We start from the raw sequence: 25891 nt of genomic DNA on the forward strand, positions 1-25891 counted from the left end.
CTACTCGGGGCCGGTGGACCCCAGGGCCGCCCGCGCCCCGGGCAGGACGTTCTCGATGTAGTCCGCGACGGCCGTGCCGAGGCCGATGTCGTGCTGTGCGCGTTCCGACAGGTACCAGCGGTGTTCCAGGAGCTCGTGGTAGATCTGGGCCGGGTCCATCGAGCCGCGCAGGTCCGGCGGCACGGCCCGCACGGTCGGCCGGAACACGTCCCGCACCCAGCGGTGGGCGAGCACCTCGGGACGGGCGGCGAGGGGATCGCCGGGCGCGTAGTCGTCCTGGGTGGCCATCCAGCTCTCCAGGTCGCCCAGCAGCCGCCGCGCCTGGTTCTCCTCGGTGTCCAGGCCGGTCAGCCGCAGCAGCTGGCGCTGATGGTGGCCGGCGTCCACGACCTTCGGCACGAAGGCGACCGAGTCTCCGTTGGAGGAGTGCTCGATCTGCATCTCGGCCACGTCGAAGCCCAGCTCGTTCAGCCGGCGGATGCGGCGCTCGATGTAGTGGTACTTGCCCGCCGGGTACACCGAGGTCCGGGTCAGCTCCTGCCACAGCCCCTGGTACCGGGTGCAGATCTCGTGCCCGAACTCCACCGGGTCGACGGACGGGTGCAGCGCGCCGGACGCCTCCAGGTCCAGCAGCTCGCCGCTGATGTTCACCCGGGCCAGGTCGAGGTCGTACTCCCGCTGCCCGGGGCTCAGCCGGGGATGCAGGTCGCCCGTCTCGGCGTCGACGAGATAGGCGGCGTAGGCGCCCGCGTCGCGCCGGAAGAGGGTGTTGGACAGCGAGCAGTCGCCCCAGGCGAACCCGGCCAGGTGCAGGCGGACCAGCAGCACGGCGAGGGCGTCCATCAGCCGGTGCATGGTCGCCGGACGCATGGTCGTCTCGAACATCGAGCGGTACGGCATCGAGCCGCGCAGATGCCGCGTGACCAGGACCGGCTCCAGCGGTTCGCCGGCGCCGTCGGTCCGGCCGGTGACCACCGCGAGCGGGTCGACGGCCGGGATGCCGAGCCGGTCGAGGTCGCGCAGCAGCTCGTACTCGCGCAGCGCGGGCCGCTCGGCCAGCTCCTTGACCGCGATCACCTCGTCACCGGCGTGCGCGTACCGCACCACGTGCCGGGAGATGCCCCGCGGGAGCGGCACGAGGTACTCCTCGGGCCACTCCTCAAGCGGCACGTCCCAGGGCAGGGCGAGCAGGAGCGCGGGGTGCTCCGGGTTCGTGGCGTTGATCTGCAAGGCCATGACACGAACCCTAAAGCCCCGCGCGGAAGTTCCGGAAAGCCCTTTCTCGACCTGACGGGTCCTAGGAAGCCCGCTCCAGCGCCAGTTCGGCCGCCGCCCGCACCGAGCCCCGGTGGACCGGCCCGTGCCCCGGCAGCAGGATGTCGCCCTCCAGCCCGCCGATCGCCTTCAGGGAGGTGAGCGCCTGGGCGCGGTCGTGGTGGAAGAAGTCGGTCAGCAGCTGCGGGCCCTTGATCCGCGAGATCGCGTGTCCGCTGACCAGCGCGTCGCCGGAGATGACGATCCCCGCGTCGGGCAGGTGGTAGACGCAGTGGCCGTCGGTGTGGCCGGGGGTGTGCAATGGCACCGGACGGCCGGGCAGGTCCAGCGGGCCGTCGGCCGGGAACGGCTCGGGCGCGGTGACCGGGTGCTGTTCCATGCCGCCGACCCGGAGGGTGTGCACGGCCCAGGGCAGGACGCCCGGCCGCCAGATGTTGCGGACCACGTCGCCGACGGCGGCCTGCTGGAGGAACTCCCGGCGGGCGTGCCGGACTTCGACGGGATGCAGGACGACCGGGGTGCCGTGGGTGGCGCGCAGGTACTCCGCCGAGCCGAGATGGTCGTTGTGCGCGTGGGTGATCAGCACGGCGGCGACCGCCTCCGGCGAGCTGCCCACCGCGGCAAGGGACTCCAGGACCCCCTGCCGGTCCCCGGGATAGCCGGTGTCCACCAGGGTCACGGCGTCGCCGTCCTTGAGGATCACCCAGTTGACGTTGCTGCCGTGCACCAGATAGGTACCGTCGGCGACTTGGTGTACTTCTGCCCGCATGGTCTCCCCGCCCGGGTTGCCGCTGATCGTCGCCGGACAGCCAACCAGATCGGGTGCCGTCGCGCACCGGCGGGTGCCGCGCACGTCAGCGCACGCCGCGCGGCCGGAACTGGACGCTGATGCGCGCTCCGGCGGCCCGCGTACTCTTCGGCACGCAGTGCTCCCACGTCCGCTGGCAGGATCCGCCCATCACGATCAGGTCGCCGTGTCCGAGCGGGCGCCGCACGGTCGCGCCGCCCGTGCCGAGGGGCCGCAGCAGAAGATCCCGGGGCACGCCGACGGAGAGGATCGCGACCATCGTGTCCTCGCGGGCGCCCCGCCCGATCCGGTCGCCGTGCCAGGCCACGCTGTCCCGGCCGTCGCGGTAGAAGCACAGCCCGGCCGTCGTGAACGGCTCGCCCAGCTCCGCGGCGTAGTGCCGGGACAGGATGTCGCGCGCCTCGTCCAGCACGGGGTGGGGGAGCGGCTCCCCGGCCGCGTAGAAGGCCAGCAGCCGCGGCACGTCCACCACGTGGTCGTACATGGTGCGGCGCTCGGCCCGCCACGGCACGTCCGCCACGAGCCGCTCGAACAGGGCGTCGGCCCCGCTCAGCCAGCCCGGCAGCACATCGATCCAGGCGCCGGCGCCGAGCTCGGTCCGGCGCAGACCGTCGAGCGGGCCGAGGCGCAGCTCGTCGGTCTGGTCGAACAGCGAGCCCTGGAGGTGCGTGGACATGGGTCCAGCGTACCTCGTAATCGAAAATGCGTTCCCTTTTTTTGGGGAGGGTGGCGGGTCGCCACGGGTCTTTCGATACGTCGACGTATCGGATACATTCGCGTATCGAATGGAGGATCGATGCCGCCGAGCGACACACCCAGGCGCGTCACCCGGCGCCGCGTCGCGACCCGGGCCCGGCTGCTCGACGCCGCCTTCACGGTGTTCGCCGCCAAGGGCTTCGGCCGCGTCTCCATCGAGGAGATCTGCGAGGCCGCCGGGTACAGCCGCGGCGCCTTCTACTCGAACTTCGCCACCCTGGACGAGCTGTTCTTCGCGCTCTACCGGGACCGCGCCGACCTCATCGCGGCCCAGGTCGCCGAGGCCCTGGCCCAGGACGGGCCCGGCCTCGACGTGCCGGCCGCCGTGGACCGGGTCACCGAGGTGCTGCTGCTCGACGTGGACTGGCTGCTGGTCAAGACCGACTTCCTGGTGCACGCCGCCCGCGACCCGGAGGTCGCCCGGGCCCTCCTCGACCACCGCGCACGCCTGCGGGAGGCCGTCGCCGACCGGCTGTTCCGGGCCCGCGGCCACACCGAACTGCCCGCCGTGCTCGGCGACGTGGACAGCGCCGCGCACGCCGTGGTCGCCGCGTACGACGGGGTCACCACCCAACTGCTGCTGGACAAGGACGTCGAGGCCGCGCGGGCCTGGCTGAAGCAGCTGCTCACCGCGCTGCTGACCGACGGCAGCCGCACCCCCGTTTGAGCACCGTCAGCACCGTCAGGAAGGACACAGTCGCCATGGACGCGGACGTCATCGTCGTCGGAGCGGGCCTCGCCGGGCTCGTCGCGGCGCACGAACTCACCAGCCGGGGCCGCAGGGTGGCCCTGGTCGACCAGGAGAACGCCGCCAACCTCGGCGGCCAGGCGTTCTGGTCCTTCGGCGGGCTCTTCCTCGTCGACTCCCCGGAGCAGCGCCGCCTCGGCATCAAGGACTCCTTCGACCTCGCCTGGAACGACTGGCAGGGCAGCGCGCAGTTCGACCGGCTCGACGACGAGGACTCCTGGGCGGTGCGCTGGGCGCGCGCCTACGTCGAGTTCGCGGCCGGCGAGAAGCGCTCCTGGCTCCAGGGCCACGGCATCGAACTGCTGCCGACCGTCGGCTGGGCCGAACGCGGCGACCTCCGGGCGAACGGGCACGGCAACTCCGTGCCCCGCTTCCACATCGCCTGGGGCACCGGCACCGGCGTGGTCGAGCCCTTCGTGACGCACGCCCGCCGGGCCGCCCGGGACGGGCTGCTGACCTTCTACCACCGCCACCAGGTGGACGAACTGGTCATCGAGGACGGCACGGCCCGCGGGGTGCGCGGCACGGTGCTCGCCGAGGACCGCTCGCCGCGCGGAGTGGCCTCCAGCCGCGACCGTGCCGGAGACTTCGAACTCACCGCCCAGGCGGTCGTCGTCACCACCGGCGGCATCGGCGCGAACCACGACATCGTCCGCCGCCACTGGCCCGAGCGGCTCGGCACGCCCCCCACCGAGATGGTCACCGGCGTCCCCGCCTACGTCGACGGCCGCATGCTCGACATCAGCGCCGGCGCGGGCGTCCGCCTCGTCAACCGCGACCGCATGTGGCACTACACCGAGGGCCTGCAGAACTGGGACCCGATCTGGCCCGGCCACGGCATCCGGATCCTGCCCGGCCCGTCCTCCATCTGGCTGGACGCCCTCGGCCGCCGCCTCCCCGACCCCTGCCTGCCGGGCTACGACACCCTGGGCACCCTCAAGCACCTGCGCACCACCGAGGACATCGCCGGGTACGACCACTCCTGGTTCATCCTCACCCGGAAGATCATCGAGAAGGAGTTCGCGCTCTCCGGCTCCGAGCAGAACCCGGACATCACCGCCAAGGACCGGGGCGCCGTGCTGAAGGACCGGCTGCTCGGCAAGGGCGCGCCCGGACCGGTGCAGGCCTTCGTCGACCGGGGCGCGGACTTCGTGACCGCCGGCAACCTGGAGCAGCTGGTCGGCAGGATGAACTCCCTCACCGGCAAACCGCTGCTGGACGCCGCCGAGGTGCGCCGCCAGATCGAGGCCCGCGACCTCCAGATCGCCAACCCCTACAGCAAGGACTCCCAGGTCCAGGGCATCCGCAACGCCCGCCGCTACATCGGCGACCGACTCGGCCGGGTCGCCGCCCCGCACCGCATCCTCGACCCGGCCGCCGGGCCCCTCATCGGCGTGCGGATGCACGTGCTGACCCGCAAGACCCTCGGCGGTATCCAGACCGACCTCGACTCCCGCGCCCTGGCCGCCGACGGCACCCCGATCGAGGGGCTGTACGCCGCGGGCGAGGTGGCCGGCTTCGGCGGCGGCGGGGTGCACGGCTACAACGCGTTGGAGGGCACGTTCCTCGGCGGCTGCCTGTTCTCCGGCCGTGCGGCGGGCCGGCACGCGGCCCGGCAGACGGGCTGAGGGGTACGCGAAGGGGCCCGGAGGGGTCAGTGCCTCAGCAGGTCCAGCAGCAACTGGGCCTGGCTGTGCGCGGGCTCCTTCGACGCCGTCAGCAGCGTCACCGGGCCCTTGTGGACCGCCTTCCTGAGGCCGTCGAGCAGCACGGCGGCCTCAGGAGCCCTGAGCTCCTCCTCGTAGCGGTGGCGGAACTCCTCGAACCCGCCACCGCCGCCGTGGAACCACTTGCGCAGTTCGGTCGACGGTGTGAGCCCCTTCGGCCACTGGTCGACGTGCGCCTCCTCCTTGGAGACACCGCGCGGCCACAGCCGGTCCACCAGCACCCGCAGGCCGTCGTCGGGGTGGGGCTCTTCGTAGATCCGGCGCGCACGCACGCTCACTTCGGTCCCCTCTCGGGTCGCGGACGGTGCCGCGAGCCTAACCGCGGCTGAGCGCGGCCACGCGGTGCGACGCGGCGTAACGTGACCTGAAGGAGCGCATCACGCGGACCGGACCGTGCCTACGCTGGCGGCCAGACGATCACCGGCCGCTCCCCGAGGAGACCATGTGACGCCATCCCTCAGACCGCCCGCCCGGCGCGGCACCACCGTCCCGCGCCGGCGGGCGGCCCTCGCCGCCGTACCCGTCGCCCTCGCGGCCCTCGTCGGCGCGGCCGCGCCCTCGGCACCGGGCACGGCCGGCACGCCCGGCGCGGGCGACCCCTACTTCCCGCTCAGCGGCAACGGCGGCTACCACGTACAGCACTACGACCTGACGCTGAGTTACGACACCACGCGCCGGCACCTCGACGGCACGGCCGTCCTCACCGCCCGCACCACCCAGCGGCTGAGCCGCTTCGACCTCGACCTGACGGGCCTGACCGTCACCGGCGTCACCGTCGACCGCACCCCGGCGGCCTTCCGGCGCGCCGGCCAGGAACTGGTCGTCACTCCGCGCCGCACCCTGCCCGCCGGGCGCGCGTTCCGGGTCGCCGTCACCTACCAGGGCACCCCGAAGCCGGTCACCGACCCGGACGGCGCCCAGGACGGCTGGATCCCCACCGACGACGGCGCGTTCGTGGCGGGCGAGCCGCAGGGCGCGATGACCTGGTTCCCGGCCGACGGGCATCCGAACGACAAGGCGTCGTACGACATCACGATCACGGTCCCACAGGGCCGCACCGCGGTCGCCAACGGCGCACTGGTCGCGCAGCACACCGCACAGGGGCGGACCACGTTCCACTGGCGCGAGGACCGCCCGATGGCGGCCTACCTGGCCACCGCGACCATCGGCACCTTCCAGGTCCAGCGCTACACCACCCGCGACGGCATCGAGGTCTACAACGCCGTGGACCCGAGGGACGCGAGCGCCGCCGCCCCGGTGCTCAAGCAGCTGCCGTCCGTCCTCGCCTGGGAGAGCACGCTGTTCGGGCCGTATCCCTTCCGGTCCGCCGGGGCGATCGTCGACCACGCCCCGGGCATCGGCTACGCGCTGGAGACCCAGACCCGGCCGCTGTACGGCTCCGCGCCCGACCTGACCACCCTCGTCCACGAGAGCGCCCACCAGTGGTTCGGCGACTCCGTGTCGCTGGCCGTCTGGAAGGACATCTGGCTCAACGAGGGCTTCGCTACCTACGCCGAGTGGCTCTACACCGAGCAGCACGGCGGCGACAGCGCCCAGAAGGCCTTCGACGCCCTCTACGCCACCCCGGCCGGCGACGCGCTGTGGGCGTACCCGCCCGGCGACCCGGGCAGCGCCAAGAACATCTTCGGCCAGCCCGTGTACGCCCGCGGCGCCATGGCCCTGCACGAGCTGCGCAAGGCGGTCGGCGACCGGGACTTCTTCCGGATCCTGCGCGCCTGGGCGGCACAGCACCGCGACGGGCACGGGACGACCGCACAGTTCACGCGGCTCGCCGAGCGGGCGTCCGGGAAGCGGCTCGGCGGGGTGTTCCACACCTGGCTGTTCACGCGGGGAAAGCCGAACCGCGCCTGAATCCTCACCAGTTTCAAACAAGTGTCGGCCAAGGTCGGCACCATGATCCATCGCAGAACCGCCGTCGCGCTCCTCGCCTCCCCGCTGCTGCTCACCGGCTGCGGCGGAGCCGAGACGACCGGGCGCCGGGCGCCGGCCGCCCCTCCGGCGTCCACCGGCACCCCCACCCCCCACATCCAGGCCGAACAGGCACCGCGGGGCATACCCGGCAAACGCACCGACGCGGACACCGGCTGGCAGCCGGGCGCCACTTGGCCGGCGTACAACGCCCTGCGCACCCTCGACCCGGCCCGGCATCCGGTCGTCGTCATGGGGTACGCCGACCGGCCGGCCGCCTGAGCCGCCCGCGACGCTTAGGATCCGAACTCGTGTGCGCACATGTGCTGGTCGCCGAGGACGACGAGAAACAGGCCGAGCTGATCCGCCGCTCGCTGTGGGCCGAGGGTCACACCGCCACGGTGGTGCACGACGGCGGCGCCGCACTGGACGCCGCCCGGCGCCTGCGGCCCGACCTCGTCGTCCTCGACCTGATGCTCCCCGTCGTCGACGGCTTCGACGTGTGCCGGGTGCTGCGCGGCGGCGCGGACCCGGAGATCCCGGTGGTCATGCTCACCGCCCGCGCCGCCGAGGACGACGTGCTGCTCGGCCTCGAACTGGGCGCCGACGACTACCTGACCAAGCCGTACAGCCCGCGCGAGCTGATGGCCCGTATCCGTACGGTGCTCAGGCGCAGCGGCCGGGGCGACGGCGCCCGCGGCGGCGACCTCGTCGTCCGGGCCGCCGGGCTCACCATCGACTCCGAACGGCACGAGGTGCGCTGCGACGGCGCACCGGTGGAGTGCACGCCCGCCGAGTTCCAGATCCTGCTGGCCATGGCGGGCGAGCCGGACCGCGTCTTCACCCGTCGCCAACTGCTGCACTGCACCCGCGGCTTCGACCGGGCCTCCACCGAGCGCGCCGTGGACGTGCACATCATGAACCTCCGCCGCAAGATCGAACCCGACCCCCGCCGCCCGGTCCGCCTGCTGACCGTCTTCGGCGTCGGCTACAAGCTGACCGGCACCCGGCCGTGACGCGCGGGCGGCCGCGAGCGGGGCAGGAGGCGCGCGTGCGGCGGATCCCGGTGCGCAAACGGCTGCTCGTCCGGCTGCTCTCCGTCTCCGCCCTGATCGCGGTCTGTTCGGTGGCCGCCACCGCCTGGCTCGCGGTCACGACGACGACCAGCGCGCTCAGGGAGGAGCAGGGACAGGATCTCGCGGCCGACAACAGCATCCTGGCCGAACTCAGCGGGTACGCCGCGACCCACGCCGGCTGGTCCGGTGCCCGGCGCACCGTCCAGGACCTGGCGGCCAGGGCCGGGCGCCGGATCGCGCTCACCACCGCCGACCGTACCGTGCTCGCCGACTCCGCGCCCCGCGGCACCCCGCTGCCACCCCGGCCCGCCGCCACCGTCGACCCGCTGCGCACCGACACCTACAGCGAGACCGGCGCCCAGCTCAGCGGCATCGACCCGCGGGTGGTGGGCCCGTACCGGCTCCCGGCGGCGGAGCGGGCGAAGCTGGACGCGCTGGCCGCCGCCCGCAAGCGGTGCTACGCGCGCCACGGGCTGCAGTCCGGCATCGTCCACATGGCGAGCGGGCGGCCCGTCGTCACCACCGCGGACGGCACCGATCCCGCCGCCTACGGCGCCACCGACTGCGAGGACGGCAGGCTGGGCACGCCCACGCCGACCGAGAGCAGGGCCCTGAACGCGCTCACGGATCTGGCCCGCCCCTGCCTGAGAAAGGCCGGCCTCGACATCGTCGGCCCGCTGTTCCCCCTCTACGACCCCGGCGCCAAGGACCCCTTCTCCGGCGGCCGCCTGATCGCCAAGTACGTCGACAGGGACACCAGGGCGAGCCGGGCGGCCACGGAACGCGCGGCCCAGACGTGCGTCCTGACCGCCCGGCGCGCCCAACTGGAGCCCTACGTCGCCCCGGTGGCCGAGCTGTTCCTCGGCATCGGCGACCAGAGCCCGAGCCGCTTCGACATGTCGACGGCCAACAAGGCCAAGGTGATCGGCGCGGCCGGACTGGTCCTCGCCGTCACCGTCGCCGTGACCGCCGTCGTCGCGATCCGGCTGGTACGGCCCCTGCGCGCACTGACCGAGGCCGCGGGGGCGCCGCCCGAGCTGCACATACGGGTCCCGGTGACCACGCGGGACGAGACGGGTATCCTCGCGGAGGCCTTCAACGACCTGACCGAGCGGCGCGAACGCCTGGAGGCCCAGCGCAAGGCGATGGTCAGCGACATCGCGCACGAACTGCGCAGCCCGCTGACCAACATCCGCGGCTGGCTGGAGGTCGTCCGGGACGGCGTCGTCGAGGCCGAACCGGCCCTCCTGGACTCGCTGCACGAGGAGGCGCTCGTCCTCCAGCGGATCATCGACGACCTCCAGGACCTCGCCGCCGCCGACGCCGGCACCCTGCGGCTGCACCGTGAACCGCTGCGCGCCGCCGACCTGCTGGACCAGGTGGCCGCCGCGCACCGCGTCGCCGCCGACGCCGCCGGGGTCGCCCTGCGCACCACCGCCGATCCCGCCGCCTGGCTGGACGCCGACCCGGTGCGGATGCGGCAGGCACTCGGCAACCTGGTCTCCAACGCGCTGCGGCACACCCCGGCCGACGGCACGGTCACCCTGGCCGCCCGCCGGGAGGGCACCGACGTCGTGCTCCGTGTCGGCGACACCGGGACGGGCATCGCGGCCGAGGATCTGCCCCATGTCTTCGAGCGGTTCTGGCGCGCGGAGAAGTCCCGCAGCCGGCGCACCGGCGGCAGCGGCCTGGGCCTGCCCATCGTGCGCCATCTGGTCGCCGCGCACGGCGGCGCCGCCGAGGCCGCCAGTGCCCCTGGCGAGGGCGCCGTTCTCACGCTGCGGCTGCCCGGCATCGAGGCCCCGGCCGACGGAGCCTGACGGCACGGGCGGCGAGCGGCGAGGCGTCGCCGGTCAGCGCGAGCGCGGCCGGGAGCGGGCGCGGTGGCGCAGCGCCCGGCGTTCCGTCTCGCTCGTCCCGCCCCACACGCCGGTGCCCTGTCCCGTCGCCAACGCCCAGGCCAGGCACGGTTCGCGGGCCGGGCAGAGCCCGCACACCTCCTTGGCCCGCTCGGTCTGCACCAGCGCGGGTCCGGTGGTGCCGACGGGGAAGAACAGGTCGGGGTCCACATGACGGCAGGCGGCGTGATCGCGCCAGTTGTCCATCGGGGTCTCCTGGATGCGTCTCCTGGACTGGATCGGAACCGTTCTCGGGATGCGAGTGACCGGTCGGCGCGGCGGGAAACCGGGGAGAGGGCGAGCCGCTCGCGCAGGGCGGGCCGGGGAACGGGGCGGAAGGCCGCGAGGGCCGGGGCGGCCGTGTCCGACCGGGCAGCGGGGGCGCGGAGTTGGGGGCGACGACCGGACGAACCGGCGTCCGCCGCGCGACCGTCCCCCACCGTACTCCGCCATCCGCCGCCGGGCACCCGTCCCGTGACGGACCGGGCGGCGAGGCGGGGGTCAGCCGCGCAGCGTCTCGGCCGCGGTCTGCGTCACCGCGTCGGCCAGCGCGGCCAGCGCGGGGGAGTCGAGCTTCCACTGCTGCCAGTACAGCGTGCGGTCCACCCACTGCCCGGGGGCGAGCAGGCGCAGCCGGCCCTCGGCCAGCAGCGGGCCGGCCTGGGCCTCGGGGACCAGGCCCCAGCCGAGACCCGCGGCAACGGCGTCGGCGAACCCCTCGGAGGTGGGCACGTGGTGGCGCAGCGGGCTCGCGGCCCCGCGGCCCAGCCGGCGGACGAAGTCGTCCTGGAAGCCGTCCTTGCGGTCGAAGACCACGACCGGGGCCGCGGGCAGCAGCTCGGGCAGCGGACCGGTCAGATGACGCTCGGCGAACTCCCGCGCGGCGACCGGGAGATAGCGCATCCGGCCGAGCGGGCGGACCGTGCAGCCCGGCACGGGTGCGGGCAGGGTGGTCACCGCCGCCATCACCAGGCCCTCGCGCAGCAGCGCCGCCGTGTGGTCCTCGTCCTCCCGGTGCAGCTCGAAGCAGAGTCCCGCCACCCGGGTCAGCGCCGGCAGGAACCAGGTCGCCAGCGAGTCGGCGTTCACCGCGACCGACACCCGGGTCGGCTCCCCGGCACCGCTCAGCCCCAGCTCGCCCCACGCGTCCCGCTCCAGCCGCGCGAGCTGCCGGGCGAAGCGCACCAGCACCGCCCCGGACTCGGTGGGGCGCACCGGCTTGGTGCGCTGGAGCAGCACCCGGCCGGTGCGCTGCTCCAGCGCCTTGACCCGCTGGCTGACCGCCGACGGCGTCACGTGCAGGGCCGCCGCGGCGGCGTCGAAGGTGCCCTCGTCCACCACGGCGAGCAGCGTGCGCACCTGCTCCAGGGGAAGATCAGTCATCACGACAGCTAAGGATACGTAAGAATCCTTAGCTGTACTTAGCCTGAGTCGTTTCCTAGCCTCGACGGCATGCACCACGCCCTGACCGCCGCGGCCGCCGGATTCGGCAGCGGACTCTCCCTGATCGTCGCCATCGGAGCCCAGAACGCCTTCGTCCTGCGCCAGGGGGTGCGCCGCGAGGCCGTGCTCGCCGTGGTCGGCATCTGCGCGCTGTCCGACGCGGCGCTGATCGCGCTCGGCGTCGGCGGGGTCGGGGCGGTCGTGGTGGCCTGGCCGGGTGCCGTCCGCGCCGTCGGCCTCGTCGGCGGCGCCTTCCTGCTCTGCTACGGCGCCCTCGCCGCCCGCCGGGTGCTCCGGCCCGGCCCCGGCCTGCGCACGGAGGGCGAGGCGGCCGGCTCGCGGCGCCGGGCGGTGCTCACCTGCCTCGCCATGACCTGGCTCAACCCGCACGTCTACCTGGACACGGTGTTCCTGCTCGGCTCCCTCGCCGCCGACCGGGGCGCGCTGCGCTGGACCTTCGGGCTCGGTGCCGCGCTCGCCAGCCTGTGCTGGTTCACCGCACTCGGTTTCGGTGCCCGGCTGCTCGGCCGCTTCCTGGCCCGGCCCGCCGCCTGGCGGGTGCTGGACGGCCTGGTCGCCGTCACGATGCCGGCGCTCGGCGCCACGCTCATGGCCGGATCCTGAGACAACCGGTTCGGCGTGCTCGGGAGTTGCTGAGATAGTCAGGCTCTCGGACGGAAAAGATGTAGCGAGCAATCAGGACGGCTGTGGACACGAGCGAGAGCAGTACCACCGAACCGGGACCGATGCGGGAGGAGGCGAAGGCGCCGCCCCGGCGCGGCTGGCGGCGCTGGGCGATGGACACCCGCCCCCTGCGGATCCCCGCCTACCGGCGTCTGTGGACGTCGACCATCGTCACCGCCGTCGGCAGCCAGCTCACCGCCGTCGCCGTACCGAAGCAGATCTACGACATCACCCACTCCTCGGCCTGGGTCGGCTACGCGAGCCTCGCCGGGCTCGTGCCCATGGTGGTGTTCGCACTGTGGGGCGGGGCCGTCGCCGACACCGTGGACCGGCGCAGACTGCTGCTGGTCACCAACAGCGGCATCGCGGTGACCTCGCTGCTGTTCTGGGCGCAGGCCATCGCCGGGCTGGACTCGGTCGTCGTCCTCATGCTCCTGCTCGCCCTCCAGCAGGCCTTCTTCGGCCTCAACTCCCCGGCCCGCAACGCCTCCGTCGCCCGGCTCGTGCCCGCGCAGGAGCTGCCCGCAGCGAACGCCCTCAGCTCCACGGTGATGCAGACCGGCCTGGTGGCGGGCCCGTTGCTCGCCGGTGTGCTCATCCCGGTCATCGGGCTGCCCGAGCTGTACCTCATCGACGCCCTCGCGCTGTGCGTCACCGTGTGGGCCGTCTTCCGGCTCCCCGCGCTGCCGCCGCTCGGCGACGCCCCCGCCCGCCGGGCCGGGATACGGCAGATCGCCGACGGCTTCGCCTACATCTCCCGGCACAAGGTGCTGCTGCTGTCCTTCCTCGCCGACATCGTCGCGATGGTGTTCGGCATGCCCCGCGCCCTGTTCCCGCAACTGGCCGCGCAGACCTACCAGTCCTACGGCGAAGGGCTCGCACTCGGTGTGCTGTTCGCCGGCATCCCGGTCGGCGCGGTGCTCGGCGGCCTGTTCTCCGGGGTGTTCTCGCGGGCCCGGCGGCACGGCTGGATGGTGATCGGTGCGGTCGTCGGCTGGGGCGTGGCCGTCGCCGCGTCCGGGCTGAGCGGCAACCTGTGGATCGCCATGGCCTTCCTCGCCCTGGCCGGGGTCGCCGACATGGTCTCGATGGTGTTCCGGGGCGCGATCCTGCTGTCCGCCGCGACCGACGAGATGCGCGGCCGGATGCAGGGCGTGTTCACGGTCGTCGTCGCGGGCGGCCCCCGCCTGGCCGACGTGCTCCACGGCACCGCCGGCTCGGTCTTCGGCCCCCGGGCGGCCGTGGCGGGCGGCGGCGCCCTGGTCGTCGTGGTGATGCTGAGCCTGGCGGCCGCGGTCCCGGCGCTGCGGCGCTACCGGATCTGAAGGAGCGGGCGGGCCGTCAGATCAGGCCGCTGCGCCGCCGGACGGCGTACTGGTCCATCAGCTTGCTGCGGGTCGTCTCCAGGCGGCCCGCGAGGATCTCGGCCACCGTCCGCACCAGCGACAGCCCGAGCAGCGGATCCTCCACACACAGCGCGAGCACCGCGGGCCCGTCGAACTGGTAGGCCCGTACGTTGCTGAAGGCGACCGCGCCGAAGTCCCACGTGTACGGCGGGAACAGCCAGGACCAGCCGAGCAGGTCGCCCGCGCCGAGCGTGGCCACCGTGACCCGCTGCCGCGAGGTGACCTCCGTGTCCAGGTGGACCGCGCCCGACCGGATCACCCAGAACCGGTCGGCGGTGCCGCCCGCTTCGAAGATGCGGGTGTCCTCCGGGAAGGAGACCTCCTCGGCCAGCTCCATCAGGCGCTCGCGCTGTGCCTGGGGCAGCGCGGTGAGCAGTTTGATCGCTTTGGTCATGGCGCGGGGCTCCTCGCCGGCGGCGGTTCCGGGTGATGTGCGTAAGCCCATTTCAGCCGCTGCCGCCGATCGGGGCACCTCGAAGGGCGCGGAGCCGGGTGCCGGATCACCTGTCCGGTGGCGCGCGCGGGCAGGAGAAAGCCCTGGCCGGACGGGGGAGGCCGGCCAGGGCCGCTTGAGGTGACGCGCGAAGGGAGGGAAGGACGGTTCCGGCTCACTCCGGCATCACGTATGTATGAACGATAAACCATCTGGAGTGCCGGTACGCAATCCGGAGCGGGTCACGTGACCGGTTTCACCTTCCCGCCCGTACCGGCACCCGGCCGGGGGACGCCCAGCGGCCGGGCCAGACCCGAGACCGCCTCGTCCAGGCGCTGGAGGTGACGCAGCACCCGGTCGGTCACCCGGCCGTAGCGCGGGGTGCGCAGGGTGCCCGGCTCCAGCATCGAGGCGATGCTCGGCCCGGTCTCGGTCGTGGCCGCGGAACGCGGGTCGGCGACGTGCTCGGCGATCGCCCCGATGTTGCGCAGGATCCGCGCGCACGCCCCGCGCAGCCGGGGATCCGCCGCTATCGACGGGTGCGTGGGCAGCAGCTCGGCCGTGGCCGCGAGGGAGCGCGCGTGATAGGCGCACGTCTCCAGCAGGGCCACCACGTACCGGGCGGTGTCCCGTCGCGAGCGCATCGGGGTGATCGGATGCGTCAGCGGGTCGGTGGCCGCGCGCAGGTCGGCCAGTGCCTGGTCCAGCTCGCGCGCCTGCTCCACCAGATCGGCGCCCGCCCCGCCGCTCAGCTGGTCGACGGCGGCCCGGGTGACGTCCTCCAGCCGCCGCAGCACGTCGACGAGCAGTTCGTTGGTCCGGCGGTCGGTGTGGATCGGCAGCACCACCGCCGCCGCGATCACCCCGCAGGCCGCGCCGAGCGCCGTCTCCTCGATCCGCAGCACCAGCACCGACAGGCTGTAGGTGTTCAGCAGCGTGTAGAGCAGTCCGAGCATCGCCGTGACGAAGAACGACATCAGCGTGTACGACAGGGGCGCCGTGTAGAACATCGCGAAGATGAACAGCAGCACCAGCGCGAACGCCGTCCAGGTGTGGTGCCCGACCAGCCCGGCGAGTCCGATGCCGGCCACCACACCGAGCACCGTGCCCAGCAGCCGGCGGTAGCCCTTGACCAGGATCTCGCCGGTGGAGGCGGTGTTGATGAACACGATCCAGCAGGTCAGCACCGCCCAGTACCAGCGCTGACTGGACAGCAGCTCGCCGCCCGCGATGGCCAGCGAGGAGCCGACGGCCACCTGGACCGCGGCCCGCGTCGTGGGCCGGCGCAGACCGGTCGGCTCCGGCTCCTCGGCCTCGCGCTCCGCGCCCGCTTCGACTGCCTCGATCGCGGCGTCCTCCGCGTCCAGCTCCTCCCGCGAGCGGACGGTCGCCGGGCTGTCGTCGGCCTCGGCCGGCGCCCCGTCCAAGGCGACCCGCAGGCCGAGCGCGGCCCGGGCGGCCTCGCCGAGGCCACGGAAGACGTCCTGCACGGCCGGGGAGGCCTTCGGCAGGTTCTCCTCGTCGCGGTAGCCGAGCAGCCGGTTGCGCAGGTGGGCGAGCGCGGTGCCGCGGGCCTCGCCGACCGGCCGCAGCATCAGCAGCCGCAGCGCCTGAAGGTCGCGGCGCAGCGCCTCCGTCGCCTCGTCCCGCACCGGCAGGGCACCGCCCGACGGCAGGTGGGCGCCCGGCAGGTGCAGGGTGAGGGTGTCGGTCCGCTCGGCGCTGCGCGCGGTGAGCAGCAGCAGACCGAGCCGCTCGGAGGCGATCTCGGCGTCGGCGATCCGGCGCTGGAGCAGCCGGGCCACCGCCGGCTCGGAGGTGCCGTCTTCCAGCCGCCCCTGGATCATCAGCGCCGTCTCGTGCAGCCGGGCGGTGGCGGTGCGCAGGTCCTCCAGAACCGTGTGCACGTCGTCCGGGCCGGCGTCCAGCAACTCGGTCTGTACGGCGATCAGCTGGGCGAGCCGGGCGCGGAACGCCCCCCGCAGCCGGTCCAGGGTGCCCGCCGGGGTCTGCGGCAGCAGCACGAACCGCGCGAGGGCGCTGCAGGCGAACGCCACGCAGATGACCCCGCACAGCGCGGGCAGCAGGGCGGGGGTCGCGTGGACGAACAGGGAGAGGAAGTAGACCTGGAAGCCGATCAGGCCCAGTGCCGTACCGCGGTCACCGAAGCGGCGGCCGTAGACCGCGCTGAAGATGAGGGCGACGAAGAACAGGTCGCCGACGACGACCCGTTGGTTCAGCAGCGAGCCCAGCGACACCGAGGCCAGCGCCACCGGCAGACCGAGCGCGAGCGTGATCGCCTGCTGGGCGCGCGACTTCTCCCGGATGGCGAAGGTCGCCACCATCGCCGCTATGGCACCGGCGACGAGCTGCGGCACCGGCACCCGCAGGGCGGCCAGGACGGCGAGGGTGAGCGCGATCGCGGTGACCGTGCGCAGCCCCGCGGTGAGCCGCAGCAGCCCGGGATCGGACGCCGCGAGCCGGTCCCGCATCCGTACCCGTCCCGACCGTCCCGCTGCCCTCACGCCGCCGCGCTCTCTCCCGTGCCAGAAATCGATCTCCGTCCCAGCATCGCACGAGTGCCCGAACCAGTTGCTCCCGGCCAGGGGCGCGGCGACCAGGGCGTCGGCGTGCCCCCGGCCGAGCCGGTGATCCGGGACACATCAGCCCGTGGTGTCGGCCCCGCCCTCCACCCGTGCCCGCACCTGTTCCGGCGTCAGGTACGAGTTCGTGTACTCGAAGTCCTTCAGCCGGGCGGGCCGGTGGGCCTGGAATCCGGTGCGGACGAAATCGTCGCCCGCGACCGCGTTCAGCAGCCAGTTGGTCGCGACCCGGGTCTTGGCCACGTTGGTGCGCAGCGCCGACCAGTGGTAGCCGCGGGCCACGGCCTGGGCGGTCATCCCCCGCAGTTCGATGCCGAGCGGCTTGGACACGGCGTCCTTGCCGCCGAGGTCGACGACGAGGCCCAGGTCCCTGTGCACGTACGGCACGAGCGGCTCGCCGCGCAGGGTCGCGATGACGTTGTCGGCGACCTTCCTTCCCTGGCGCATGGCGTGCTGCGCGGTGGGCGGGCAGACCGCGCCCGTCTCGTCCTTGGCCAGGTCGGGCACCGCCGCCGCGTCCCCGAGCGCGAACACCCCGTCGTGCCCGGGCAGGGTCATCTCGGCGGTGACCGCGAGCCGGCCGCGCACCGTCTCCGTGCCGAGCGTCCCGATCAGCGGGCTCGCGACCACCCCGGCGGTCCAGATCAGCGTGTGCGTCGGCACCACCCGGCCGTCGGTGAAGGTGACCTCTTCGGCGCCCGCCTTCTCGATCGACACCCCCAGCGAGACGTCGACACCGCGCCGGCGCAGGATCTCCTGCGCGCCGCGGCCGAGCTTCTCGCCCAGCTCCGGCATGAGCCGGGGCGCGATGTCGATCAGGTGCCAGCGGATCAGGCCGGGGTCGATGCGCGGGTAGCGCTGCACGGCGGCGTGGGTGAGCCGTTGCAGACAGGCGGCGGTCTCGGTGCCCGCGTACCCGCCGCCGACCACCACGAACTGGAGCCGCGCGGCCCGCTCGGCCGGATCGTCGCTGGCGTCGGCGAGGTCGAGCTGGGTGATGACGTGGTCGCGCACATAGGCGGCCTCGGCGAGGGTCTTCATCCCGAAGGCGTGATCGGTCAGCCCCGGGATGTCGAAGGTGCGGGTCACACTGCCCGGGGCCAGCACGAGGTAGTCGTAGGGCTCGTTCAGGAGCTTGTCGGTGATGGTGCGGACGACGCACACCTTGGCCTTCAGGTCCACGCCGATCGCGCCGCCGGGCAGGATCCGGGTGCGGTACTTCTTGCTGCGGCGCAGGCTGACGGCGATCGACTGGGGTGTGAGCACCCCCGAGGCGACCTGGGGCAACAGCGGCAGATAGAGCTGGTAGGAGAACGGCGTCACCAGGGTGACGTCGGCCTCGTCGGGGGCGAGTTTCCGCTCCAGGCGGCGGACGCACTCGACTCCGGCGAATCCGGCGCCAACCACGAGGATCCTGGGTCGTGTCACGGTGTCATCCCTTTCTGCGGCTCCAGGCGGTCCGACTCGACGCCGTTCGCATGCCCTGGACCGCCTCGCACCATGTCCGATCCCACCGCGCACCGAGCCGTTCCGCCAGCCGGGTGCGGCAGGCAGACGAACGCGTGGCCACCAGCATGCACCCCATCAGGGCCGGGTGACCGGTTGTCGCACGGATAACCGTCGGACAGATGTCGGCGCCGGTCGGACTGTGTCCGCTCAGCGGACCAAGCGGTTCCGCTCAGCGGAAGACGTCGTCGGGCTCGTCCCAGTCCGCGGGCTCCCGCACCTCCCGCCCGGCCCGCGAGCGCGCCTGGTACATCGCCTCGATCTCGGTGGCGTAGTGCCGCACGATGACGTCCCGGCGCAGCTTCAACGACGGGGTCAGGAGCCCGTCCGCCGCGGCGAACGGCTCGGGCAGGACGCGGTGGACCCGGATGGACTCCGCCCGGGACACGGCGCTGTTGGCGGAGGCCACGGCTCTTGCGATCTCCTCGCGCAGCGCGTTCTCCTCCCGGCCCTCCCGGGCGGGGCCGCCGCCCGGCAGCGCGAGGGCGGCCCGCCAGTGTGCGAGGAACTCCGGGTCCAGCGTGATCAGCGCGCCCACGCACGGCCGGTCGTCGCCGAGCACGACGGCCTGGTGGATCAGCGGGTGCATGCGCAGCCGTTGCTCCAGCGGGGCCGGGGCGACGCTCTTGCCACCGCTCGTGACGATGATGTCCTTCTTGCGCCCGGTGATCGTCAGATAGCCCTCGGAGTCCAGCCGCCCGATGTCCCCGGTGGCCAGCCAGCCGCCGCGCAGCGTCGCCCGGGTCGCCGCCGCGTCTCCCACGTAGCCCTGGAACACCGACGGACCGTGCACCAGGATCTCCCCGTCGTCGGCCACCTGGACGTCCGTGCCGGGCAGCGGCCGGCCCACGGTCCCGGACTTCTCCCGGCCCAGCGGCTGCATGGTGATCCCGCCGGAGGACTCGGTGAGGCCGTAACCGTCGTTGATGACGACGCCCATCCCCTCGTAGAACAGCGTCAGTTCGCGGCTGAGCGAGGAACCGCCGGAGGTGCCGCGCACCACCCGGCCGCCGAGCGCCGCGCGCAGCCTGCGGTACACCGTCCGCTCGAACACGGCGTGCTGGAGGCGCAGTTCGAGACCGGGACCCGGCCCCGTGCCCAGCCGCCGGCGCTCCTCGGCCGCGGCGAAGTCCCGCGCGGTCTGCGCGGCCCGCTCGAACAGGGCACCCCGGCCCGTCTGTTCGGCCGTGCGCAGGAACGTCTTGTACAGCTTCTCGAACACCGACGGCACTCCGTACAGATACGTCGGCCGGAACGTGTCGAGCGCCGACGCGAGCGCGGCCTCGGACAGCTCCGGCTCGTGCGCCATCAGGACCCCGCCGCGGACACAGATGAGCATGATCATGATGCCGTACACATGGGAGAACGGCAGGAATGCCAGCACGGACGGCTGCTCGCCCGAGGGTGCCGCGGCGTGCGCCCAGCCGGCCAGCATCGTGTCGCAGGGGTAGGCGAGGGAGCGGTGGCTCAGCGCGCAGCCCTGGGGGCGGCCCGTGGTGCCGGAGGTGTAGACGACGGCCGCCGTGGCGTCCGGCAGCACGATCCGGCGCAGCGACTCCACCGTGGTGTACGGCACGGCCGCGCCCCGCTCGACGAGTCCGGGCAGCGCGCCCGCGTCCAGCTGCCACACGTGGCGCAGCCGCGGCAGCCGGGTGCACACGGTGCCGACCGTCATGACACCCTGCTCGTCCTCCAGCAGCACGGCGACACAGCCGGCGTCCCGCAGGATCCACTCGACCTGGTCGCGCGAGGAGGAGGGATGGACCGGCACCACCTCCGCGCCCACGGCCCACAGCGCATGGGCGAAGACCGTCCACTCGTAGCGGGTACGGACCATCACGGCCACCCGGTGGCCGGGCGAGATCCCGGCGGCGATCAGCCCCTTGGCCACGTCGACCACCTCGTCGCGCAGCTCGACCGCGGTCATCTCCTGCCAGCCGCCGGCGGCCGTGTCCGCGCGGTACGCGAGGAGCGGCACGGCAGGGCTGCGCTCCGCGGTCTCGAAGAGGCTGTCGGCGAGGCCCCCGGCGAGCGGCGGGGCCACGGCGGGAGCGAGGGCGACATCGCGCATGCGCTGCTCCTGGATGTACGGAGGGTCACACCGCCGATCGGCTCTGTGGTCGGCGGTGCTCGAATGTAGCCGAGGCGAGCGCGTTCGGTGCAGGGAACGGGGAAGTCGTGATCAGTTGATGATCCGGCCGTGTCACTACCCGGTGCCGTACGACCTCCACGGTATGCATCCGGCACGTCATACGTCCGGCCCGGCCCCCGCGTTCAGCCCTGGGTGTGCCGTACGCACTCGGTGACGACCTCCCGCAGGCTGCCGACCCGCTCCAGCACCCCGCGCTGCTCGCGCGCACCCGTCCCCCGGCCCAGCAGTTCGCCGACGGCCTCCTCGACCAGGGCCGCGTCCCCGCTGTCGGCGAGCGCCGCCCCGGTGTGCTCCACCAGGGCGCGCACCACCTCGGGCGCGGGCCGGGGCAGCATCGTCACGGGGTCGAGCAGGTCCCCCTCCAGGCCGGAGCGGGCCGCGTGCCAGGCGGCCAGCCGCAGCAGGCTCACGCTGTGGCCGGCCGGCGGCCGACCCGCCCGCCAGTCCCGCGCGGCCGTCTCCACCAGGGCGCGGACCAGCGCGGCGACGAGCACCGTGGTCTCCGCGCGCAGGCACACGTCCGCCACCCGGATCTCCACCGTCGGGTACTTCACGGACAGCCGCGCGTCGAAGTACACCATCCCGTGGTCCAGGATCACCCCGCTCGCCAGCATGTCCGCCACCTGCCGGTGGTAGCCCGCGGGCGAGCCGAACAGCTCGGTCGGCCCCGCCGACGGACCACGGCTCCACAGCCGGCTGCGGAAGCTGGCGTACCCGGTGTCCCGGCCCTGCCAGTACGGCGAGTTGGCGCTGAGCGCGCGCACCACCGGCAGCCAGGGCCGCAGCCGGTCGAGGACCGCGACCCCCTCCTCGTCGGACTCCACCGCCACATGCGCGTGACAGCCGCAGACGAGCCAGTCCTGGGTGGCGATCCCGTACCGCCCGGCCATCCACCGGTAGCGGTCGTCCGCGGTGAGCGCGCCCGTGACCGGCAGCGGGCAGGTGGCCAGCGCGGCGACCGCGCAGCCCACCTCGCCCGCGACCCGGGCCGCCTCCTTGCGGGAGCGCACGATCTCGGCGCCGAGCTCGGCCATGTCCGTGTGCGGATGCGTGGCGAGCTCCAGCATCTGCCCGAACAGCTCCAGCTGGAACAGGTCCTGCCCGGGATCGTCCTGGACCGCCCGGGTCAGCACGGCGGCCGACAGTGCCTTCGGCTCGCCGCTGTCCGGATCGACCAGAAGGAGTTCCTCCTCCACACCGACAGTGCGCACGTGGGGCCGCCCTTCTGTTCAGACCGCGAGGGGCAGACGAAAGTCTGTACGACCCTGACTGCCCCTCGGGCGTCCGGCCGACTCCTGCGAGTTCAGCGCGCAGGCGTCAACCAGACAGTGGCGAGCGGCGGCAGCGTGACCCGCAGGAATCCGTGCTCCGGCCGCAGGACCGCGCCGGGCGGCCCGGCACCGACGCCGCTGCCGCCGTAGCGGGTGTCGTCCGTGTTCAGGGCCTCCTGCCAGGCCGGGAGGGAATCCGGAACCCACAGCCGGTAGTCGGCGCGGACGGCCGGCGAGAAGTTCGAGACCGCCAGCAGCGCCGAGCCCTCGGCGTCGAAGCGCAGGAACGCGAATACGTTGTCGTCCGCAGCGTCACACAGCACCCACTGGAAACCGCCCGGATCGGTGTCCCGCTGCCACAGGGCCGGTGTCGCCCTGTACACGCCGTTCAGGTCCCGCACGAGATCCCGCACGCCCCGGTGGTCGCCGGCCGAGTGGTAGTCGTCGCCGAGCAGCCACCACTCCGGGCCGTGCGCCTCGGACCACTCGGCGCCCTGCGCGAACTCCTGGCCCATGAAGAGGAGTTGCTTGCCGGGATGGGCCCACATGAAGCCCAGATAGGCCCGGTGGTCGGCGCGCCGCTGCCACCAGTCGCCCGGCATCTTCGACACCAGCGCCTGCTTGCCGTGCACGACCTCGTCGTGGGAGATGGGCAGGACGTAGTTCTCGCTGTAGGCGTACACCATCGAGAAGGTCATCTCGTGGTGGTGGTACTTGCGGTGCACCGGCTCCTTCTGGACGTACTGGAGCGAGTCGTGCATCCAGCCCATGTTCCACTTCAGCCCGAAGCCGAGCCCGCCGCTGTCGGTGGGCCGGGTCACCCCGTCCCAGGCCGTGGACTCCTCGGCGATGGTGACGACCCCCGGGCAGCGCCGGTACACGGTCGCGTTCATCTCCTGGAGGAAGGCCACCGCGTCCAGGTCCTCCCGCCCGCCGAAGACGTTCGGCTGCCACTGCCCGGAGTCCCGCGAGTAGTCCAGGTACAGCATCGACGCGACGGCGTCCACGCGCAGCCCGTCGATGTGGAACTCCTCGCACCAGTACACGGCGTTGGCCACGAGGAAATTGCGCACCTCGGTCCGGCCGAAGTCGAACTCGTAGGTCCCCCAGTCCGGATGCTCGGCCCGCCGCCAGTCCCCGGGCTCGTACAGCGGCTCCCCGTCGAACCGGGCCAGCGCCCAGTCGTCCTTCGGGAAGTGCGCCGGCACCCAGTCCATGATCACGCCGAGCCCGGCCCGGTGCAGCGCGTCCACCAGGAACTTGAAGTCGTCCGCCGAGCCGAGCCGGGGCGTCGGCGCGTAGTAGGAGGTGACCTGATATCCCCAGGACCCGCTGAAGGGATGCCCGGCGACCGGCATCAGCTCCACATGGGTGAAGCCCAACTCCTTGACATATGCGGGCAGTTCGTCTGCGAGCTGACGATATGTCAATCCAGGTCGCCAGGACGGAAGATGCACCTCGTACACCGAGAACGGCGCCTGGTGCACGGGCGTGTCACCCCGATGGGCCATCCACTCCGCGTCGTCCCACTCGTGCCGGGACACCGCGACGACCGATGCCGTGTCGGGCGGCACCTCGGTGCACCGGGCCATCGGGTCGGCCTTGAGGAACCGGTCGCCGTGCCGGGAGGTGATCTCGAACTTGTACCGGGCGCCCTCGCCGATGCCGGGCAGGAACAGCTCCCACACCCCGGACGCGCCGAGCGAGCGCATCGGGTACTGGGTGCCGTCCCAGTACGTGAAATCCCCGGCCACCCGCACCCCCTGGGCGTTCGGCGCCCACACCGTGAAGCGGGTGCCGGCCACACCCTGGTGCGTCATCGGCTCGGCGCCGAGCGCCTGCCACAGCTGCTCGTGCCGGCCCTCCCGGATCAGATGGAGGTCCAGCTCGCCGAGCGCGGGCAGGAAGCGGTACGGATCGTGCACCTCCTGCTCGGTGTCGTCGTACACCACCAGCAGCGTGTACGACTTCGGCACCCCCGGCAGCGGCAGCACGGCCGCGAACAGGCCGCCGCCCTCCGACACCAGCGGATGGCGCGTGCCGCCGGTCACGACGCTCACCGCGCGGGCGTTCGGCCGCAGCGTCCGGAACAGGGTGCCGCCCGGCACCGGATGCGCGCCCAGCAGGGCGTGCGGATCGTGATGGGCGCCGCCGAGGAGTCGGCCGCGCTCGGCCGGGTCCAGAGGGACGGCCGTGACCGGTGCGGGACCGGCGGCCTCGGGGAGCGAGGTGTCGCGCAGAGCCATGCCGTCAGCCTCCCCACACGGCGAGCCGTTTGATCGCCGCCATCGGTACCGGCAGCCAGTCCGGCCGGTGTCTCGCCTCGTACAGCACCTCGTAGACCGCCCTGTCCGTCTCGTGCGCGCGCAGCAGCGCGTGCTTCTTGCGTGGATCCCAGCCCGCGCGGGCCGCATAGCCCGCGCAGAACGCCTCCCGGCAGCGGCGCGCCCATTCGGGTCGCCAGGGGCGGCGCTGCCGGGCCGCGTAGTCGAAGGAGCGCAGCATCCCCGCCACGTCCCGCACCGGGGACTGCGGGGCCCTGCGCTCGGCGAGCGGCCGGGACGGCTCGCCCTCGAAGTCGATGACGAACCAGTCGCGGCCGGCCCGCAGCACCTGCCCGAGATGCAGATCGCCGTGCACCCGCTGCGCGGGCGGCCCGGCGTCGCACGTGGCGAGCGCCCCGAACGCGGCCCTGAGCCCCGGCACGAACGGCCGCAGCCCCGATACGGCGTGCGCGGCCGCGTCCAGCCGCGCGGACATCGCCCGAGCCGTACGGCCGTTCTCACCCGGCCCGGCCGGACCGAACGCCTCGGCCAGCGCCAGATGCACCTCGGCCATCGCCCGGCCCAGCTCCCAGGCCTCGGCCGTGAAGTCGTCGCCCGCGGCGAGCGCGCGCAGCGCCAGCGTCCAGCCGTCGGTCGCGTCCGGCAGGAACGGCTGGAGCACCCCGAGCGTCGCCGGCCGCGGTGCGCTCGTGCCGAACCAGGCGACCGGCGCCGGCACCCGGGTGCACCCCTGCGCGGCCAGCGCGGCCGACACCTCCAGATCCGGATTGACGCCCGGCTGGATGCGCCGGAAGACCTTCAGGATGTACGCGTCGCCGTACACGAGCGAGGTGTTGGACTGCTCGGCGTCCAGCAGCCGCGGCGGCAGCCCGCCGGGCACCTGGACAGCCGGATCCGCCTCGAACCGCAGCGGGCCCGCCGTGCCCGGGTGCCGCAGCCGCTCCAGCAGCAGATGCGCCGAACGCGGGTCGTGCAGCGCGTCGTACACCGCGAGGCCGGAGAAAGGTCCCTGCTCGGCGCGGCCGAGGAACGCCTGTTCCAGCCGGGGGGCGAGCTGCTCGCGCAAGGTCAGCAGCAGCTGGTAGCAGTCGCCGGGCGGGGGAGTGCCGCCGGGCGTGGGCACCGGCGCGTGCGAGGCGTGTACCAGCAGATGCAGACACCCGGGGAACAGCTCGGTCACGTGCAGCACCGACAGATCCGTGACGGGCCGGTCCTTGCCCGCGAACCAGCGCTGCCTCGGCAGCCAGTCGCGCAGCAGCCCGCCCAGCGAGGCCAGCGGCCCGCCCCGGCCGGTCGCGGTTACCGGTCCGACAGTGATGGTCTTCGGCATGACGCGCGTCCTTTCCTCGGCGCCGGGCGTTCAGTGGCTGCCGATGCGGGATGCGACCCGGGTGAGCCGGAACCAGTAGAAGCCGTGGCCCTGCAGGGTGAGCAGGTACGGCAGTTCACCGATGGCGGGGAACCGCACCCCGCCGATCAGCTCGACCGGATGCCGGCCGTCGTAGGCGCGCAGGTCGAGTTCGGTCGGCTGGGCGAAGCGGGAGAAGTTGTGCACGCACAGGACGAGGTCGTCGCCGTACTCGCGCAGGAAGGCGAGCACCGCCGGGTTGGAGGACTGGAGCTCGTTGTACGACCCGAGTCCGAAGGCGGGGTTCTGCTTGCGGATCTCGATCATGCGCCGGGTCCAGTGCAGCAGCGACGACGGCGAGGACATGGAGGCCTCGACGTTGGTGACCTGGTAGCCGTAGACGGGGTCCATGATCGTCGGCAGGTACAGGCGCCCCGGATCGGACCTGGAGAAGCCGGCGTTGCGGTCGGGGGTCCACTGCATGGGGGTGCGGACGGCGTCGCGGTCGCCGAGCCAGATGTTGTCGCCCATGCCGATCTCGTC

Annotated in this window: 22 protein-coding genes; 8 read left to right on the forward strand and 14 right to left on the reverse strand. The window is 73.3% G+C overall.

The annotated features are described in order from the left end of the window. The 3 genes from ACZ4MF_RS25155 to ACZ4MF_RS25165 form a co-directional block, all read right to left on the reverse strand. Entirely contained in the window at window positions 1-1236 is a 1236-nt protein-coding gene (locus ACZ4MF_RS25155; RefSeq protein ID WP_467494175.1) for a DUF4032 domain-containing protein, read from the reverse strand. 61 nt (window positions 1237-1297) lie between these two features. Beyond that, window positions 1298-2044 carry an MBL fold metallo-hydrolase gene (locus ACZ4MF_RS25160; protein WP_467494176.1) on the reverse strand — a complete coding sequence of 249 codons (747 nt, stop codon included), beginning with the start codon at window positions 2042-2044 and terminating at the stop codon, window positions 1298-1300. Window positions 2045-2129: 85 nt separating this feature from the next. Next, the gene (locus ACZ4MF_RS25165; RefSeq protein ID WP_467494177.1) at window positions 2130-2759 is read right to left on the reverse strand and encodes an alpha-ketoglutarate-dependent dioxygenase AlkB; all 630 of its coding nucleotides are present in this window, start codon (window positions 2757-2759) and stop codon (window positions 2130-2132) included. 120 nt (window positions 2760-2879) lie between these two features. Between ACZ4MF_RS25165 and ACZ4MF_RS25170 the strand changes: the two genes are divergently transcribed. Together ACZ4MF_RS25170 and ACZ4MF_RS25175 are read left to right on the forward strand one after the other, a co-directional pair. Beyond that, window positions 2880-3506 (forward strand): TetR/AcrR family transcriptional regulator, encoded by a 627-nt coding sequence (locus ACZ4MF_RS25170; RefSeq protein WP_467494178.1) that lies wholly within the window; start codon window positions 2880-2882, stop codon window positions 3504-3506. Window positions 3507-3541: 35 nt separating this feature from the next. After that, complete coding sequence (locus tag ACZ4MF_RS25175; protein WP_467494179.1) at window positions 3542-5215, forward strand: FAD-binding dehydrogenase; 1674 nt, start codon at window positions 3542-3544, stop codon at window positions 5213-5215. 26 nt (window positions 5216-5241) lie between these two features. Here the strand turns inward: ACZ4MF_RS25175 and ACZ4MF_RS25180 are convergent, their stop codons facing one another. After that, entirely contained in the window at window positions 5242-5592 is a 351-nt protein-coding gene (locus ACZ4MF_RS25180) for a DUF488 domain-containing protein (protein WP_467494180.1), read from the reverse strand. 166 nt (window positions 5593-5758) lie between these two features. On the opposite strand from ACZ4MF_RS25180, the gene ACZ4MF_RS25185 reads away from it, so the two are divergent. From ACZ4MF_RS25185 to ACZ4MF_RS25200, 4 genes are read left to right on the forward strand one after another with little or no spacing between them, the layout of a single operon-like run. Next, window positions 5759-7186, forward strand: a complete 1428-nt coding sequence (locus ACZ4MF_RS25185; RefSeq protein ID WP_467494181.1) for a M1 family metallopeptidase — start codon at window positions 5759-5761, stop codon at window positions 7184-7186. Window positions 7187-7228: 42 nt separating this feature from the next. Then, window positions 7229-7525 (forward strand): hypothetical protein, encoded by a 297-nt coding sequence (locus ACZ4MF_RS25190; protein ID WP_467494182.1) that lies wholly within the window; start codon window positions 7229-7231, stop codon window positions 7523-7525. Between the two features lie 29 nt (window positions 7526-7554). Next, a complete protein-coding gene (locus ACZ4MF_RS25195) occupies window positions 7555-8259 on the forward strand; it encodes a response regulator (protein WP_467494183.1) in 705 nt (234 codons plus the stop codon). A 35-nt stretch (window positions 8260-8294) separates the two neighbouring features. Then, a complete protein-coding gene (locus ACZ4MF_RS25200) occupies window positions 8295-10139 on the forward strand; it encodes a sensor histidine kinase (RefSeq protein WP_467494184.1) in 1845 nt (614 codons plus the stop codon). A gap of 33 nt (window positions 10140-10172) precedes the next feature. On the opposite strand, the gene ACZ4MF_RS25205 is transcribed toward ACZ4MF_RS25200, so the two are convergent. Beyond that, window positions 10173-10424, reverse strand: coding sequence for a WhiB family transcriptional regulator (locus ACZ4MF_RS25205; protein ID WP_356036527.1), 252 nt, complete (start codon window positions 10422-10424; stop codon window positions 10173-10175). A 294-nt stretch (window positions 10425-10718) separates the two neighbouring features. Next, a complete protein-coding gene (locus ACZ4MF_RS25210) occupies window positions 10719-11603 on the reverse strand; it encodes a LysR family transcriptional regulator ArgP (RefSeq protein WP_467494185.1) in 885 nt (294 codons plus the stop codon). A 66-nt stretch (window positions 11604-11669) separates the two neighbouring features. Here ACZ4MF_RS25210 and ACZ4MF_RS25215 point away from each other — a divergent pair, with 66 nt between their 5' ends. After that, window positions 11670-12284: a LysE/ArgO family amino acid transporter gene (locus tag ACZ4MF_RS25215; RefSeq protein WP_467494186.1), complete on the forward strand. Its 615-nt coding sequence runs from the start codon at window positions 11670-11672 to the stop codon at window positions 12282-12284. 83 nt (window positions 12285-12367) lie between these two features. After that, window positions 12368-13669, forward strand: a complete 1302-nt coding sequence (locus ACZ4MF_RS25220; RefSeq protein ID WP_467494187.1) for an MFS transporter — start codon at window positions 12368-12370, stop codon at window positions 13667-13669. A 16-nt stretch (window positions 13670-13685) separates the two neighbouring features. On the opposite strand, the gene ACZ4MF_RS25225 is transcribed toward ACZ4MF_RS25220, so the two are convergent. The 8 genes from ACZ4MF_RS25225 to ACZ4MF_RS25260 form a co-directional block, all read right to left on the reverse strand. Then, window positions 13686-14144, reverse strand: coding sequence for a cyclic nucleotide-binding domain-containing protein (locus tag ACZ4MF_RS25225; RefSeq protein ID WP_467494188.1), 459 nt, complete (start codon window positions 14142-14144; stop codon window positions 13686-13688). A 281-nt stretch (window positions 14145-14425) separates the two neighbouring features. After that, the gene (locus tag ACZ4MF_RS25230; protein WP_467494189.1) at window positions 14426-16675 is read right to left on the reverse strand and encodes an FUSC family protein; all 2250 of its coding nucleotides are present in this window, start codon (window positions 16673-16675) and stop codon (window positions 14426-14428) included. 171 nt (window positions 16676-16846) lie between these two features. After that, window positions 16847-18214, reverse strand: a complete 1368-nt coding sequence (locus ACZ4MF_RS25235) for an NAD(P)/FAD-dependent oxidoreductase (protein WP_467494190.1) — start codon at window positions 18212-18214, stop codon at window positions 16847-16849. Between the two features lie 250 nt (window positions 18215-18464). Next, a complete protein-coding gene (locus tag ACZ4MF_RS25240) occupies window positions 18465-20363 on the reverse strand; it encodes an AMP-dependent synthetase/ligase (protein ID WP_467494191.1) in 1899 nt (632 codons plus the stop codon). Window positions 20364-20566: 203 nt separating this feature from the next. After that, entirely contained in the window at window positions 20567-21655 is a 1089-nt protein-coding gene (locus tag ACZ4MF_RS25245) for a glutamate--cysteine ligase 2 (RefSeq protein WP_467494192.1), read from the reverse strand. A 92-nt stretch (window positions 21656-21747) separates the two neighbouring features. After that, complete coding sequence (glgB, locus tag ACZ4MF_RS25250) at window positions 21748-23961, reverse strand: 1,4-alpha-glucan branching enzyme (protein ID WP_467494193.1); 2214 nt, start codon at window positions 23959-23961, stop codon at window positions 21748-21750. 4 nt (window positions 23962-23965) lie between these two features. Further along, complete coding sequence (locus tag ACZ4MF_RS25255) at window positions 23966-25330, reverse strand: maltokinase N-terminal cap-like domain-containing protein (protein ID WP_467494194.1); 1365 nt, start codon at window positions 25328-25330, stop codon at window positions 23966-23968. A 30-nt stretch (window positions 25331-25360) separates the two neighbouring features. Beyond that, window positions 25361-25891 (reverse strand): alpha-glucosidase C-terminal domain-containing protein (locus tag ACZ4MF_RS25260; RefSeq protein WP_467494195.1); only part of this gene is annotated, 531 nt, incomplete at its 5' end.

It is taken from the genome of Streptomyces sp. NPDC025793 (assembly GCF_055558375.1).

Excerpts from the sequence above, each read along its gene's own strand:
- ACZ4MF_RS25155 (WP_467494175.1), bottom strand. The coding sequence starts at position 1,236 with ATGGCCTTGCAGATCAACGCCACGAACCCGGAGCACCCCGCGCTCCTG.
- ACZ4MF_RS25160 (WP_467494176.1), bottom strand. The coding sequence starts at position 2,044 with ATGCGGGCAGAAGTACACCAAGTCGCCGACGGTACCTATCTGGTGCAC.
- ACZ4MF_RS25165 (WP_467494177.1), bottom strand. The coding sequence starts at position 2,759 with ATGTCCACGCACCTCCAGGGCTCGCTGTTCGACCAGACCGACGAGCTG.
- ACZ4MF_RS25170 (WP_467494178.1), top strand. The coding sequence starts at position 2,880 with ATGCCGCCGAGCGACACACCCAGGCGCGTCACCCGGCGCCGCGTCGCG.
- ACZ4MF_RS25175 (WP_467494179.1), top strand. The coding sequence starts at position 3,542 with ATGGACGCGGACGTCATCGTCGTCGGAGCGGGCCTCGCCGGGCTCGTC.
- ACZ4MF_RS25190 (WP_467494182.1), top strand. The coding sequence starts at position 7,229 with ATGATCCATCGCAGAACCGCCGTCGCGCTCCTCGCCTCCCCGCTGCTG.
- ACZ4MF_RS25205 (WP_356036527.1), bottom strand. The coding sequence starts at position 10,424 with ATGGACAACTGGCGCGATCACGCCGCCTGCCGTCATGTGGACCCCGAC.
- ACZ4MF_RS25215 (WP_467494186.1), top strand. The coding sequence starts at position 11,670 with ATGCACCACGCCCTGACCGCCGCGGCCGCCGGATTCGGCAGCGGACTC.
- ACZ4MF_RS25225 (WP_467494188.1), bottom strand. The coding sequence starts at position 14,144 with ATGACCAAAGCGATCAAACTGCTCACCGCGCTGCCCCAGGCACAGCGC.
- ACZ4MF_RS25230 (WP_467494189.1), bottom strand. The coding sequence starts at position 16,675 with ATGCGGGACCGGCTCGCGGCGTCCGATCCCGGGCTGCTGCGGCTCACC.
- ACZ4MF_RS25240 (WP_467494191.1), bottom strand. The coding sequence starts at position 20,363 with ATGCGCGATGTCGCCCTCGCTCCCGCCGTGGCCCCGCCGCTCGCCGGG.
- glgB (WP_467494193.1), bottom strand. The coding sequence starts at position 23,961 with ATGGCTCTGCGCGACACCTCGCTCCCCGAGGCCGCCGGTCCCGCACCG.
- ACZ4MF_RS25255 (WP_467494194.1), bottom strand. The coding sequence starts at position 25,330 with ATGCCGAAGACCATCACTGTCGGACCGGTAACCGCGACCGGCCGGGGC.